Source organism: Pseudomonas sp. MIL19, assembly GCF_028680365.1.
Classification (GTDB): Bacteria; Pseudomonadota; Gammaproteobacteria; order Pseudomonadales; family Pseudomonadaceae; genus Aquipseudomonas; species Aquipseudomonas spirodelae.
Genome location: NZ_JAPPVG010000021.1, coordinates 27,500 through 40,413 on the forward strand (window position 1 = coordinate 27,500; position 12,914 = coordinate 40,413).

Annotated in this window: 12 protein-coding genes; 5 read left to right on the forward strand and 7 right to left on the reverse strand. The window is 60.5% G+C overall.

Annotated elements, in window-relative coordinates; genetic code table 11:
- Nucleotides 1-100: 100 nt before the first annotated feature.
- Entirely contained in the window at nucleotides 101-1,132 is a 1,032-nt protein-coding gene (locus N1078_RS13850) for an RNA methyltransferase (RefSeq protein WP_274088755.1), read from the reverse strand.
- A gap of 158 nt (nucleotides 1,133-1,290) precedes the next feature.
- Here N1078_RS13850 and N1078_RS13855 point away from each other — a divergent pair, with 158 nt between their 5' ends.
- From N1078_RS13855 to N1078_RS13875, 5 genes are all read left to right on the forward strand, one after another.
- The gene (locus N1078_RS13855; RefSeq protein WP_090256153.1) at nucleotides 1,291-1,593 is read left to right on the forward strand and encodes a DUF1883 domain-containing protein; all 303 of its coding nucleotides are present in this window, start codon (nucleotides 1,291-1,293) and stop codon (nucleotides 1,591-1,593) included.
- A 428-nt stretch (nucleotides 1,594-2,021) separates the two neighbouring features.
- Nucleotides 2,022-3,692, forward strand: coding sequence for a nitrite/sulfite reductase (locus tag N1078_RS13860; RefSeq protein ID WP_274088756.1), 1,671 nt, complete (start codon nucleotides 2,022-2,024; stop codon nucleotides 3,690-3,692).
- The gene (locus tag N1078_RS13865) at nucleotides 3,689-4,201 is read left to right on the forward strand and encodes a DUF934 domain-containing protein (RefSeq protein ID WP_274088757.1); all 513 of its coding nucleotides are present in this window, start codon (nucleotides 3,689-3,691) and stop codon (nucleotides 4,199-4,201) included. The genes N1078_RS13860 and N1078_RS13865 overlap by 4 nt, the downstream gene beginning before the upstream one ends.
- Before the next feature lie 11 nt (nucleotides 4,202-4,212).
- Nucleotides 4,213-4,581, forward strand: coding sequence for a CidA/LrgA family protein (locus N1078_RS13870; RefSeq protein ID WP_274088758.1), 369 nt, complete (start codon nucleotides 4,213-4,215; stop codon nucleotides 4,579-4,581).
- Nucleotides 4,574-5,302 (forward strand): LrgB family protein, encoded by a 729-nt coding sequence (locus tag N1078_RS13875; protein WP_274088759.1) that lies wholly within the window; start codon nucleotides 4,574-4,576, stop codon nucleotides 5,300-5,302. Before N1078_RS13870 ends, N1078_RS13875 begins: the two co-directional genes overlap by 8 nt.
- A gap of 145 nt (nucleotides 5,303-5,447) precedes the next feature.
- Here the strand turns inward: N1078_RS13875 and N1078_RS13880 are convergent, their stop codons facing one another.
- The 6 genes from N1078_RS13880 to cbpA form a co-directional block, all read right to left on the reverse strand.
- The gene (locus tag N1078_RS13880; protein WP_274088760.1) at nucleotides 5,448-6,197 is read right to left on the reverse strand and encodes a substrate-binding periplasmic protein; all 750 of its coding nucleotides are present in this window, start codon (nucleotides 6,195-6,197) and stop codon (nucleotides 5,448-5,450) included.
- Between the two features lie 332 nt (nucleotides 6,198-6,529).
- Nucleotides 6,530-7,654 carry an ABC transporter permease gene (locus tag N1078_RS13885; RefSeq protein WP_274088761.1) on the reverse strand — a complete coding sequence of 375 codons (1,125 nt, stop codon included), beginning with the start codon at nucleotides 7,652-7,654 and terminating at the stop codon, nucleotides 6,530-6,532.
- A 1-nt stretch (nucleotide 7,655) separates the two neighbouring features.
- The gene (gene rbbA, locus N1078_RS13890) at nucleotides 7,656-10,391 is read right to left on the reverse strand and encodes a ribosome-associated ATPase/putative transporter RbbA (RefSeq protein WP_274088762.1); all 2,736 of its coding nucleotides are present in this window, start codon (nucleotides 10,389-10,391) and stop codon (nucleotides 7,656-7,658) included.
- Nucleotides 10,388-11,458, reverse strand: a complete 1,071-nt coding sequence (locus N1078_RS13895; protein ID WP_274088763.1) for an HlyD family secretion protein — start codon at nucleotides 11,456-11,458, stop codon at nucleotides 10,388-10,390. The genes rbbA and N1078_RS13895 overlap by 4 nt, the downstream gene beginning before the upstream one ends.
- 65 nt (nucleotides 11,459-11,523) lie before the next feature.
- Nucleotides 11,524-11,829 carry a chaperone modulator CbpM gene (locus N1078_RS13900; protein WP_274088764.1) on the reverse strand — a complete coding sequence of 102 codons (306 nt, stop codon included), beginning with the start codon at nucleotides 11,827-11,829 and terminating at the stop codon, nucleotides 11,524-11,526.
- The gene (cbpA, locus tag N1078_RS13905) at nucleotides 11,826-12,773 is read right to left on the reverse strand and encodes a curved DNA-binding protein (protein WP_274088765.1); all 948 of its coding nucleotides are present in this window, start codon (nucleotides 12,771-12,773) and stop codon (nucleotides 11,826-11,828) included. Before cbpA ends, N1078_RS13900 begins: the two co-directional genes overlap by 4 nt.
- Nucleotides 12,774-12,914: the final 141 nt, after the last annotated feature.

Below are 12,914 nucleotides of genomic sequence, written 5' to 3' on the forward strand. Positions count from 1 at the left end.
AGACAGCGATAAAAAATGCCCGCGTACTGCGGGCATTTTTGTTGGTGCTTACTTTGCGTGGGAGGGGCTTTAGCCGCGACTGCAACGGTGCAGTCATCACTCAAACACGGTTTTTGCGCCGATCGAGCACTTCAGTCGCCCGCGCCCGCAACTGCCCGCAACCACCATCAATGTCCTGGCCGGCCGAGTTGCGCACCTTGGTCAGCACGCCACGGCTGTGCAGGTAGCGCACGATCTGCACGATGCGGTCGCCATCGGGGCGTTGGAACTCGTCAGCTTCCAGGCTGTTGTAGGGGATCAGGTTCATGATCGCGTACTTACCCTTGAGCAGGCGCAGTATGCCGTCCATTTCCTCTTGGCTGTCGTTGATGCCTTTGAGCAGCGTCCACTGGTATTGGATCGGATAGTCGATCTGCCGCGCGTAGGTTTCGCCCAGCTCCACCAGTTCTTCAGGATCGATACGCGGCGCACGCGGTAGCAGTGCCTGGCGCAGCTCGGCATTGGTGGTATGTAGCGACAGTGCCAGGGCAGGCTTGATCTGTTGCTGTGGCAGACGTTCGAATACCCGTGGGTCGCCGACCGTAGAAAACACCAGGTTGCGCTGGCCGATGCCACCTTCAGTGCCGAGCAGATTGATCGCCTCCAGCACGTTATCCAGGTTATGCGCCGGCTCACCCATGCCCATAAACACCACTTTCTTTACCGCGCGAAAACGCCGGGCCAATGCCACCTGGGCGAGAATTTCGCTGGTGGTCAGCTGGCGCAGCAGGCCGCTCTTACCGGTCATGCAGAACACACAACCCACTGCGCAACCCACCTGGCTGGAGACGCACAGCCCATCGCGCGGCAGCAGTACGCTTTCCACCATCTGCTTGTCGGCCAGCTCCACCAGCAGGCGCGCCGAGCCGTCCGTCGCCGGGTGTTCGGAGCTTAGACGGGCCAGTCCATCCAGCGCGTTGCTCAGTTCGGGCAGGGCGTTACGCACCGCCAGCGGCAGGAAGTTCTCGGTCTTCTGGTTACGCGTGCCGGTATCCAGCGGCATGCCGCGCAGCCAGGCACGGGTAATCCGCCCGATGTGCATGGGCTTGGCACCGAGATCGGTGAGGCGTTGGTGAAAGTCGTGGATATGCATGGGGCGCGCATGCTACCACCGGCCAGGATGCGGTGGAATGTGTGGCGGCGGGCAGGCGTCGGCTAACCTGGGCAAAACCGCATCGCGCTTTGCTCTCCGGGGCGCGGGCACTCATACTAGCGGCCTGATTAGCCTGACCCAGCTGTGCGGAGCGGTAGATGAAATTTATACACCAGCGCGAACACCTCAACGAAGACGACGTCGTCGTGATCGAGTGCTCGCAAACCTGCAACATTCGCCTGATGAGCGATGCCAACTTCCGCAGCTTTAAGAATGGCGGCCGGCACACCTATCACGGCGGTGCATTCGACACCTTCCCGGCGAAGATCACCGTACCGAGCAGCGGCTTCTGGAATATCACCATCGATACGGTAAGCCGGAAAGCCATCAGCGTGACGCGTAAGCCAACGCTCAAGCACTCGATCAAAATCGTACGCAAATCCACCTCCCGCTTGAGCTGATACGGATTTTGCCTGTGCTCAACGCTCAGGCCTTTAAACCCGCTCAGCCTCCTGCAATGCGCTCTGTCTCCAAGCCTTCCTTCTGCTGCCGTTTGCTCGTGCGGCAGTGGCTATGGAAGGGCGCAGACAACTAACGAGCGCCCCCTGCTCGCTGGGTAAGCCGGCCTGTGACCTTGCACGTGCACTGTGCCGTCGCTATTCACCGATTTTCGCGCACTGCTCGGCGCCACAGCGTGGGCCGAGCGCCTTGGTTAAATCAGCCGACTAACCCGCAGCCTGTGCTCGAAACCCGCGAGCGTATCGTCGCGCTTGGCTGCCTGTTGCTGGCGCGCAAGCCCATCTGATCCGTATTTTTACGCCTAATCTGCCGCTGTTTCGGTATCAGTGCCGTCGGCATAGTGCGCTATCGATAACAGCCGAGGCCGCCGATGTACCAATACGATGAATATGACCACGCGCTGGTGCATGAGCGTGTGGCGCAGTTTCGCGATCAGGTTGAGCGCCGTATCAGTGGCGAGCTAAGCGAGGAAGAGTTTCTGCCGCTGCGCCTGCAAAATGGCCTGTACCTGCAAAAACATGCCTACATGCTACGGGTGGCGATCCCCTACGGAACGCTGGCGGCGCGGCAGATGCGTGCGTTGGCCAATATCGCGCAGCATTACGACCGGGGTTATGGGCACTTCACCACCCGGCAGAACATTCAGTTCAACTGGATTGAGCTTGAGCAGGTGCCGGATATTCTCGAACACCTCGCCGAGGTGGAGATGCACGCGATCCAGACCTCCGGCAACTGTGTGCGCAATATCACCACTGAAGCCTTCGCCGGGGTCGCCGCCGATGAGTTGCTGGACCCACGCCCGCTGGCGGAAATCCTCCGGCAGTGGTCGACCATCAACCCGGAATTCCTCTACCTGCCGCGTAAGTTCAAGATCGCCCTGTGCGCCGCTGAAGAAGACCGTGCGGCGGTGATGATGCATGACATCGGTCTTTATCTATATCGCGACGCGGCGGGCGAGCTGTTGTTGCGGGTCATGGTGGGTGGCGGCTTAGGGCGTACGCCGATCCTCAGCCAGCAGATTCGTGAGGCGTTGCCGTGGCAGCATCTGCTGTCCTATGTCGAGGCCGTGCTGCGTGTGTACAACCGCCATGGCCGCCGTGACAACAAGTACAAGGCGCGCATCAAGATCCTGGTCAAAGCCCTGGGGATCGAGGCGTTTGCCCGTGAGGTTGAGGCGGAGTGGCAACACATCAAAGATGGCCCGGCCGAGTTGACCCAGGAAGAGTATCAGCGGGTGGCCGATGCCTTCATCGCGCCGCCGTATGAAGCATTGCCTGAGGTCGATCTGGGTTTCGGTACTGCCTTGGCGCAGAACGCTGAATTCGCCCGCTGGGTGTCGCGCAATACCCTGGCGCACAAGGTGCCGGGTTATATCGCCGTGGTGCTGTCGACCAAACCGGGCATCGCCGCACCGCCTGGTGATGTGACGGCGCAGCAGATGAACGCGCTGGCCGATCTGGCCGAGCGCTTTGGTTTTGCCGAGTTGCGCATTGCCCATGAGCAGAACGTTGTCTTGCCTGATATCCGCAAAGCGGACCTCTATGCCTTGTGGCAGGCGGCCGCTGAAGCGGGCCTGGCAACGCCAAATGTCGGGCTGCTGACGGATGTGATTGCCTGCCCGGGCGGCGACTTCTGCGCCCTGGCCAACGCCAAGTCGATCCCGATTGCCCAGGCGATTCAGCAGCGATTCGACGACCTTGATTACCTGCATGACCTGGGCGATATCAGCCTGAATATCTCTGGCTGCATGAATGCCTGCGGCCATCACCATATTGGCAACATCGGTATTCTCGGCGTCGATAAAAACGGCAGCGAGTGGTACCAGGTCACCATCGGAGGCTCGCAAGGCAAAAGCAGTGCACTGGGTAAGGTGATCGGTCCGGCGTTTAGCGCCGAGCAGATTCCCGAGGTGATCGATGGGCTGGTACGCACCTTCACTGACTACCGCGAAGCCGACGAGCGTTTTTTCGATACCGTGCAGCGAATCGGCCTGGAGCCGTTCAAGGAACAGGTCTATCGCAAGCAGCAGGTGAATGCATGAATAACCTGATCCGCTTGCTTGATGGCGCGCCGCGCATCATCGAAAACGACCCCTGGACGCTGTTGGCTGATATCTCAGAGCTGCACCCGGACGGGCCGTTGATTCTGCCGCTGGACGCCTGGGTTGAGCGCCAAGAGCAGGCTGTGCTGTTGGGTGAGCGCTTGAGCCCTGACGGTATTTGCCTGGCGCCGGATGATGAAGTCGAAAGCCTGCAGGCTTATCTCGCGATCCTGCCGCTGATCGCTATCGACTTCCCGAGCTTTCGCGATGGCCGTGGCTACAGCCAGGCTTATTTGTTGCGCACCCGATTAGGGTGGCAGGGCGAATTGCGCGCGGTGGGCGATGTGCTGCGTGACCAGCTCAGCCATATGCGCCAGTGCGGTTTTGATGCCTTTGCGGTGCGTGAAGACAAGTCAGTTACGGATGCACTCAAGGGCTTAGCCGGGATGAGTGTGGTATATGGGCGGTCGGCCATTGAGCCGCGGCCATTGTTCCGACGTCGTACATAAGGAGTTTTCTCATGGTGTTGAAAGGACTGACCTGGCTGGTCCTCCTGCAAATCGTTGGCAGCCTTGTCAGCGAGTTACTGCTACCCGTGTTGCCCGGTAGCGTGATTGGCTTGCTCCTATTGTTTGGCTACCTGTTGTTGCGCGGCGGGGTCAGCGAACCCCTGGGGCAGGCGACCAGCGTGCTGCTGCAGTACCTGCCATTGCTGTTCGTGGTACCCGCAGCGGGGATCATGCTGGCCAGTGATGCACTGCTCGCCGACCTGCCGGCTATCCTCACCGCATTGTGCCTGTCGTTGCTGGTCACGGTGCCGCTGTGCGGCTGGATGATGCAACGCCTGGCGATTCGTGTTGAACAGCGCGAGGAGGGGCGTCATGAGTGAGTCATCGTGGCGGATGGTGGCGCAGTTGGTGATCGATCACTCGCTGTTCCCCGTAGGGCTGACGCTGCTGGCGTTCCAGTTTGCCTTGTGGCTGTACCGGCGCAGTGGTTGGCTGGTGCTGCAACCGGTGATGGTGTCCATGTTGCTGGTGGTGGGCGCGTTGCTGGCCTGCGGTATGGATTACGCCACCTACCGTGAAGGTGCGGCGCCCATCGCCTTTTTGCTGGGCCCGGTGACCATTGCCCTGGCGGTGCCTTTGTATAACAACATCAAGCGTATTCGCCTGCTGGCGTGGCCGGTGCTGCTGACGGTACTGGTCGGTGGCTCGTTGACGGTCACGCTGACGTTGGTGATTGCCCATGCGATGGGCGCACAGCTGCCGGTGCTGGCGAGCCTATCGGGCAAGTCGGTGACCATGCCGATTGCCATGCTGGCGGCCGAACAGCTCGGTGGTCTGGCCTCCCTGGCCGCAGTGTTTGTGATGCTGACTGGGGTGATTGGCACGGCATTGGGGCCTTGGTTGCTGGGCGTGTTCAATGTGACCCACCCGGCGGCGCGCGGGCTGAGCTACGGCATCAATGCTCATGCCATCGGCACGGCGCGGGCGCTGGAGGAAGGCTCGGAGTGTGGTGCTTTCGCTGCTCTGGGTATGAGCCTGCTGGGCGTGATCAGCGCCGTGCTCTTGCCATTTGTAGCGGGCTGGGCGCTCTCGGGTTTGTAACCTGTCGCCATAAAAGAGAAGCGGGGGCCTTGTGCTCCCGTTTTTTTAACCTGCTGCCGTGCTGATGACTGTCACGGGCAAGCGCGGCTTATCGCTGCCCTGTGGTGGCTACATCGTGACGAATGGCTGTTACCAGTCAGCGCTTTTATTGCCCGATGGGTTGCTCGTAGCGCCTCTTGATACGCTCCAGTTCACCCGATTTGCGCAGTTGCGCTAAGGCGCTGGCCCATGCGGCGAGCAGCTCATCCTCACAGTCGAGGCTAAAGGCGATGTACAGCGACGAGCGATAGAGTTCGATGGGAATCTGCCGCAATGTCCCGGTTGGGATATTCAGCTCGCGGCTGTAGTAAGCCACTCCTGCCGCAGTGTCGCCAATTATGATATCGGTTCGTCCGGCCAGCAGCATGCGGTAGAGCTGATGGCTATTGGCGGCACTCTTATCGAGGTTGTTGAAACCCAGTGATTGCAGCATGTCGGGGACTAGCCCTGCATGGCGCGTGGTGATCTGCGGAGCCCGCAGAAGTTGCTCCAGGGAGGTTATCGGCTGCGAGGTATTGGCCAACTGATAGGGGTAAATAGACTCTTCCACGAGCGGCCCGACCCATTTGTATAACGGCTCACGCTCGGCTGTGCGGAACATTGAGTACATGATGGTTTTCGGGCGTGTTCGTAAGGTGCGGGAGGTACGCATACTGGGCACTAGCAGCACCTCAAAGTTATCACCGGTCAGGGCCATAATGGCCCGGATGATCTCCGTGCTCATGCCGGTGAGCTGATTGTTCGCTTGGTAGTTATAGGGGGCCCACTCTTCGGTCACGACCTGATACGGCTCAGCCCGAGCAAGGTGGCTGAACAATAGGCAGAGCAGCGCTGCAGTGAGTGTCGAATATTTCACGTGGTGGCCTGGAAACTGTGCGCCTTATGGGAGGCTACTTGTGCAGGGCACGCAGAAGCCCCGAATAAGCCTGGCGTCTGTGCGGTTGATTAGGCGGCTAAATTGATCATCCCGCGTTTTGCGGTAAGCGGGTAACCCCGAGTATGCGGACAAACCACCGCCCGCGTTAAAACACGAAGGTGTATGCGAGGCTGCAGTATGGCGCTGTAATACGGCCACTGAAACTGCTGCGGCTCAGATTTTCAAGTTGTTCTGATGCGGGATGTCTAGCCGGATAAAACGCGGGCGCCGTTCGACAAGGTCCCCAGCAGCCCGCCATGAGCCGCCAGCCTTCAGTTGATCTGCGCCAGGGTCTTGCGAAAGCGCAGCAGCGCGCCGGCAAAAAACACCGCACCAATGGCGATGATCGCCACGAACTGCGGCCAGACGGTGGCAAAGCCTGCACCGCGGTACAGGATCGCCTGGGCCAGGTCGACGAAGTGGGTGGTGGGGGCCACCAGCATGATCTGCTGCACTAGCTCGGGCATGCTCTCGCGCGGCGTGGTGCCGCCGGAGAGAATCTGCAAAGGGATCAGTACCAGAATGATCAGCAAGCCCAGTTGCGGCATTGAGCGCGCGATGGTGCCAAAGAAAATCCCCATTGAGGTGGTGGCAAACAGATGCAGCAGCGCGCCGCAGAGAAACAGCGGCAGCGAGCCGGCTATTGGCACCTGTAGCCAGCCCTGAACCACCAACAGTAACGACAGCGCCGTGGCCACTAACACCACCAAGCCCATCGACCAGACTTTGGCCAGCATGATTTCAGGCGGAGTGACGGGCATTACCAGCAGGTGTTCGATGGTGCCGTGCTCACGCTCACGGATCAGCGCGGCACCGGTGAGGATGATCGACAGCATGGTGATCTGGTTAATCACCTCCATCACCGAGCCGAACCAGCTGCGCGTCAGGTTCGGGTTGAACGCCACGCGCACGGCCAATTCAGCCTGCTGCGGCAGATCGGCGCGGTAGTGGCGCAAGAACGCGCTGACCTCCTGGGCGCCGATCATTTGGATATAGCCCGCACCGGTGAAGGCCATGCTGACTTGGGTCGCGTCGACGTTGAGCTGAATCGCGGGGCTGTGCCCGGCGAGTACATCACGCTGGAAATTAGGCGGGATGTTCAGGGTGAAGGTGTACTGCCCGGAGTCCATGCCGTGGTCCATCTCGTTCAGTTCGATGCGTTGTGGCTCGCGGAAAAACGGCGGCTGAAAGGCATCAATCAAGCGGGCCGAGAGCGGCGAGCGGTCCTCGTCGACCACGGCTATCGAGGCATTGTGCAGGCTCTCTGGCATGCTGGTAGCGGCCGTGACAATGCCCAGGGTGAAGGCCCAGACAATCAGCAACAGCAGTGCCGGGTCACGTTGCAGGCTGCGCAATTCCTTGAGCCCCAGGTGAAAGATATTCGCCAGCTGCGCCATGTCAGGCCTCCTGCTTCTTCAGTAGGCTGGTGCACAGCGCCAGCAGTACGGGAATGGTGATCAGCAGGGGGATGAAGTAGCGGTACAGCTCAACGAAGCCCAGGGCCTTGGAAAATACCCCGCGGCTGATGATTAAAAAGTGCGAGGTGGGGTAAATCTGTCCAATCACGGCGCCAAAGCCTTCCAGCGAGGACACCGGGTAAATCAGCCCGGAAAACTGAATGGCCGGAATCAGGGTGACGATGGCCGTGCCAAATACCGCGGCGATCTGGCTGCGGGTGAAGGTCGACATCAGCAGGCCCATGGCCGTTGCACAACTGATGTACAGCAGGCCTCCAGTCAGCAGGGCCAACAGGCTGCCCTTGAGCGGCACGTCGAAGACAAAGACGGCGGCCATCAGCAACAAGATGAAATTGAGCATGCCTAGGGCGATATACGGCAGCTGTTTGCCGAGCAGGAACTCCAGGCGGGTAACCGGCGTGACATACAGGTTGATGATCGAGCCCAGCTCCTTTTCACGCACCACGCCAAGGGCGGTGAGCATCGCCGGAATCAACATCAGCAGCAGTGGGATCACCGCCGGCACCATGGCATTCAGGCTTTCCACGTCCGGGTTGTAGCGGTAGCGCACTTCTAGCGTCGGCAGGTTGCTATTGGTTGAGGCGCTGCTCTGGCGTGCCAGTTGTTGCAGGTAACTGGCATGCAGGCCCGTGACATACCCTTTGATGGTTTCGGCGCGCATGGGCATCGCGCCGTCGAGCCACATGCCAATCTGCGGCACGGCGCCGCGCTTGAGATCACGGCCAAAATTAGGCGGTATTTCCACCGCCAGGCTGATTTCACCGCTGCGCATGCGCCGTTCCAGTTCGTCGTAATCGTGCAGAGGCGCTTGCTCAAGGAAGTAGCGCGAGCCAGCCAGGTTGAGTGCATAGGCCTGGCTGGTGGTGGTTTGGTCGCGGTCGAGCACGGCGTAGGTGAGGTTTTCCACATCCAGGCTGATGCCATAGCCGATGATGAACAGCAGCAGCAGGCTGCCGAACAGCGCCATGCTGCCGCGAATCGGGTCGCGGCGCAGCTCCAGGGTTTCGCGGTGGGTATAGCTGAACAGCCGTAGCAAGCTAAAACGTCGGCGCACGGCCGTTCGAGTTGCGGTGCTGCTCGCGTCCGGGGCGGGTGCCGGCGCTTCGGTGGGGGTTGGCTTGCCAACCGCCTCTTGCAGGTAGGCGATAAAGGTCGCTTCCAGGGTTGGCAGGCCGCGCTTGTCCATCAGTGCCTGTGGCGTATCGCTGTCCAGTACCTTGCCCGCGTGCATCAAGGAGATGCGGTCGCAGCGCAACGCTTCGTTCATAAAATGCGTGGAGATGAAGATGGTCACGCCGTCATCGCGTGACAGGTCGAGCATCAGTTGCCAAAACACATCGCGGGCAATCGGGTCGACGCCTGAGGTCGGCTCATCAAGGATAAGAATTTCCGGTTTGTGGATCACCGCCACCGCCAGCGATAGCCGCTGACGAATGCCCAGCGGCAAGCGCTCAGGTAGCTGGTCCATGACGCTGCCCAGGTTGAAGCGTTTGGCCATTTCGGCGACCCGTGCGTCAATCTGCTCGGTCGCAACGTGAAACAGCTGGGCATGCAGCACCAGGTTCTGCCGCACACTCAATTCGCCGTACAGCGAGAAGGCCTGCGACATATAACCAACCCGCTTGCGCGTAGCCATGTCGTTGGCGTCTACCGTTTGGCCGAACAGCAGGGCTTGCCCCTCACTGGCGGGTAACAAGCCGGTCAGCATCTTCATGGTGGTGGTTTTGCCGCAGCCATTGGAGCCGAGAAAGCCGAAGATTTCCCCGCGCTCAATGCGAAAGTCGACGTGGTCGACCGCGACAAAATCACCGAAACGCAGGGTCAGGTCGCGCGCCTCAATGGCAATTTCCTGCTCGCCTGCCGGCCTTGGCGGGATGACCAATTGCGTATGGTCCTTACGCTTGGCCTCCGGCATCAGGGCGATAAAGGCGTCTTCCAGATGTTTGCAGCCTGTGCGTTGCAGCAGCTCGGTCGGGCTGCCGGTGGCCAGTACGGCGCCGTCATCCATGGCGATCAAATGATCAAAGCGCTCGGCCTCTTCCATGTAAGCCGTGGCCACCAGCACGCTCATTTGTGGGCGTTGGGCGCGAATGCGCTCGATCAACTCCCAGAACTGGTTACGCGACAGCGGGTCGACCCCGGTGGTGGGCTCGTCGAGGATCAGCAGGTCAGGGTCGTGGATCAAGGCGCAGCACAGCCCGAGCTTTTGCTTCATGCCGCCCGACAACTTGCCGGCCAGGCGTTCGCCAAATTTACTGAGGCCGGTGCTACGCAGCAGGTCATCGATACGGCTCTTGCGCTCGGCCTCGGCCTGGCCGAACAGGCGGGCGAAGAAGTCCAGGTTCTCGATCACCGAGAGCGTTGGGTAGAGGTTCTTGCCTAACCCTTGAGGCATGTAAGCGATATGCGGGCAAACCTGTCGGCGATGGTCGCGGCTGGCCATGTCGCCACCGAGCACCTCGATCTGCCCGCTCTGGATTTTACGGGCACCGGCAATCAGCGCCAGCAAGCTGGACTTGCCCACGCCGTCCGGGCCGATCAAGCCGACCATGCGTTGCGCGGGTACGTCCAGGCTGACGGCATTGAGGGCGCAGGTTTTGCCGTAGTGCAGGCTGACATCATGCAGCTCTGCAACGGTTGCCGCGGCTGTGCTCACTGCGGAACCTTAATCGCCAGCTGCTCAGGCCACTCGGCCTGTGGGTCGAGGCGCAGATACGCCACGCCGGGTACGCCGGTTTTGACTTGCGTGAGGTGGCGCTGCAGCAGTTGCGGGTCAAGCCGGGCCTTAACCCGGAACATCAGTTTTTCCCGCTCGCTGGCCGTTTCCACGGTTTTCGGGGTGAACTGAGCGACGCTGGCCACGTAGCTGACTTTGGCCGGGATCACAAACTGCGGGATGGCATCTATCACCAGACGCACCTCGGCGCCCAGCGCGACTCGGCCTGCCTGCTGCTCGGGCAGGAAGAAGGTCATGTAGACATCACTCAGATCAACCAGATTAAGTACCTTGCCGCCCGCACCGATGACTTCGCCGGGTTCGGCGATGCGGTACTGCACGCGGCCACCGCGCGGTGCTTTGAGCTGGCTGTCTTCAATGTCGATCTGCAAGCGGGCCACGCTGGCTTGGGTGGCTTCCACGGCAGATTGCGCCTCGATCACCTGCGACTGTGCGGCGGCAATGCCCGCTTCAGCCGAGATCACCTGAGACTGCGCGGCGGCCAGTGCCGCCTGAGTGCTTTGCAGGCGGGCGAGGTCATCGTCCAGTTGCTGCTGCGCCATGGCATTGCGTTTAACCAGAATGGCACTGCGACCGTGGCGTTTTTGCGCGGCCGACACTTCAGCCTGGCGCTGACGCACGATCGCCTCAGCGGTAACTTTCTCGCTTTCGCGCAGGCGGACCTGGGCGCGTGCGGTCAGCTGGCTGTTCTGTGCTTGACGCATTTGCGCCTGGGCCTGTGCCAACTGTGCTTCAAGTACCTGGGTGTCCATGCGGGCAATGATTTGCCCGGGTTGAATGAACTGGCCTTCCTCAACGTCGATACTGGCGATTCGGCCGGGCAGCTTGCTGGCCACGTCGACGTCGGTGGCTTCAATGCGCCCGTTACCGCTGGCGAAACCATCTCCCAGGCCAGTAGGGCGCAGGGTGTACCAGAGTAAGCCGGCGATTATTGCCACGACGGCAATGCTCGCGGCAGGAACGATCCATTTACGGCTGACTGACATAGTTACCTTGGTTAGCTAAACAGAGGGAGTTTGCAACTGCACGGCTTGGTGTCACGCAGGGCCTGCTAGGGTTGCTCGAAGCGGCTCAAGCGCCGGCGTAAATGGCTGTTATCGGCGCGCAGCTGCTCCAGCTCATCGAGCAACTGCAATGCCAGGGCAATCCCGGCCCATTCAATTTGCAGTTCGGCTTGCAAGCGAAACGCACGCTTGACGATGGCCAGAGCGTCGGCATCGAATTGCCATTGATCGGGTGTCAGGCCTGTGGGTTCGACGATGCCGTGCTCGACAATTTCCAGCACAACCGTCTGCGACAGCCCGGCACGTTGGCAAAACTCGTGAATGTCTAATTGCATGATCAGGCTGCTCATCACTGACTCCACTGCGCGCGCGGGTTAAAAGCGGCTTGTTCGGCCAGTTGCGCCCAGAGTGCGCGTGCTGGCTCGTCGGTTTGCGGCGGGATAACGATCTTGAACAGCGCGTAGAGATCGCCCGGCTCGCCAGATTTGCTGAGCAGCCCCTTGCCTTTGATCCGTAGCCGCTGCCCACTTTGGGTGTTGGCGGGGATGCGCAGGTTAATTTTGCCGGTCAGCGTGGGCACCGTGACCTGGCCGCCCAGCACCGCTTCCCAGGGTGCCAATGGCACGGTGAGAATCAGGTTGTGCCCCTCAACGTCGAACAGTGGGTGCGGGACAAAGCGAATAATCAGGTACAGGTCACCATTCGCGCCGCCGCCCAGCCCGGGCGCACCTTGGCCTTTCAGGCGAATACGTTCGCCGTTGCTCACGCCGCGTGGGATTTTTACGTTTAAGGTCTTGTTGAGCGCGGGCAGTGGCTGGCCGTCGGGGCTGTACTGCGGCAATTGGAAGGCGATGGTTTTTGTCTCATCCGCCAGGGTTTCTTCGAGCAGCAGCGCCAGCTCCATTTCCACGTCTTGGCCGCGGCGTGCGCCGCTGCGGCCGCCGCGATGGCTGCGTCCAGCGGCGCCGAACAAGGACTCGAAAAAATCCGAAAACTCGCTGTCGCCGTCCATGCTATCTGCAAAGCCGGCATGGGCCTGGGATTGCCACCCAGGCGGCGGCTCAAAGGGCCGACCTTGCTTGGCGTATTGACGCAGCTCATCGTACTCGGCGCGCTTTTCGGCGCTTTTCAGCACCTCGTAGGCTTCGGCGACTTCCTTGAACTTATTTTCCGCGTCCTTTTCCTTGCTGACGTCGGGGTGATATTTGCGCGCTAGTTTGCGATAGGCCGCCTTGACCGCCTTGTCATCTGCACCGGGCTCAAGGCCGAGTGTCTTGTAGTAATCCTTAAAGTCCATCGGGCCACCCTGGGTTATCCACCGAGACGTTCACCCATCTTTATAAGCCTATTGCGTGCAGAACGCGTTGTCCGAGATCAGGGTTTAAACGTTCGTGGTGCCGTGCTGCGGGCAATGATTACCTGTTTCTTCCGGGTGTAA

Excerpts from the sequence above, each read along its gene's own strand:
- N1078_RS13850 (WP_274088755.1), bottom strand. The coding sequence starts at position 1,132 with ATGCATATCCACGACTTTCACCAACGCCTCACCGATCTCGGTGCCAAG.
- N1078_RS13855 (WP_090256153.1), top strand. The coding sequence starts at position 1,291 with ATGAAATTTATACACCAGCGCGAACACCTCAACGAAGACGACGTCGTC.
- N1078_RS13860 (WP_274088756.1), top strand. The coding sequence starts at position 2,022 with ATGTACCAATACGATGAATATGACCACGCGCTGGTGCATGAGCGTGTG.
- N1078_RS13865 (WP_274088757.1), top strand. The coding sequence starts at position 3,689 with ATGAATAACCTGATCCGCTTGCTTGATGGCGCGCCGCGCATCATCGAA.
- N1078_RS13870 (WP_274088758.1), top strand. The coding sequence starts at position 4,213 with ATGGTGTTGAAAGGACTGACCTGGCTGGTCCTCCTGCAAATCGTTGGC.
- N1078_RS13875 (WP_274088759.1), top strand. The coding sequence starts at position 4,574 with ATGAGTGAGTCATCGTGGCGGATGGTGGCGCAGTTGGTGATCGATCAC.
- N1078_RS13885 (WP_274088761.1), bottom strand. The coding sequence starts at position 7,654 with ATGGCGCAGCTGGCGAATATCTTTCACCTGGGGCTCAAGGAATTGCGC.
- N1078_RS13895 (WP_274088763.1), bottom strand. The coding sequence starts at position 11,458 with ATGTCAGTCAGCCGTAAATGGATCGTTCCTGCCGCGAGCATTGCCGTC.
- cbpA (WP_274088765.1), bottom strand. The coding sequence starts at position 12,773 with ATGGACTTTAAGGATTACTACAAGACACTCGGCCTTGAGCCCGGTGCA.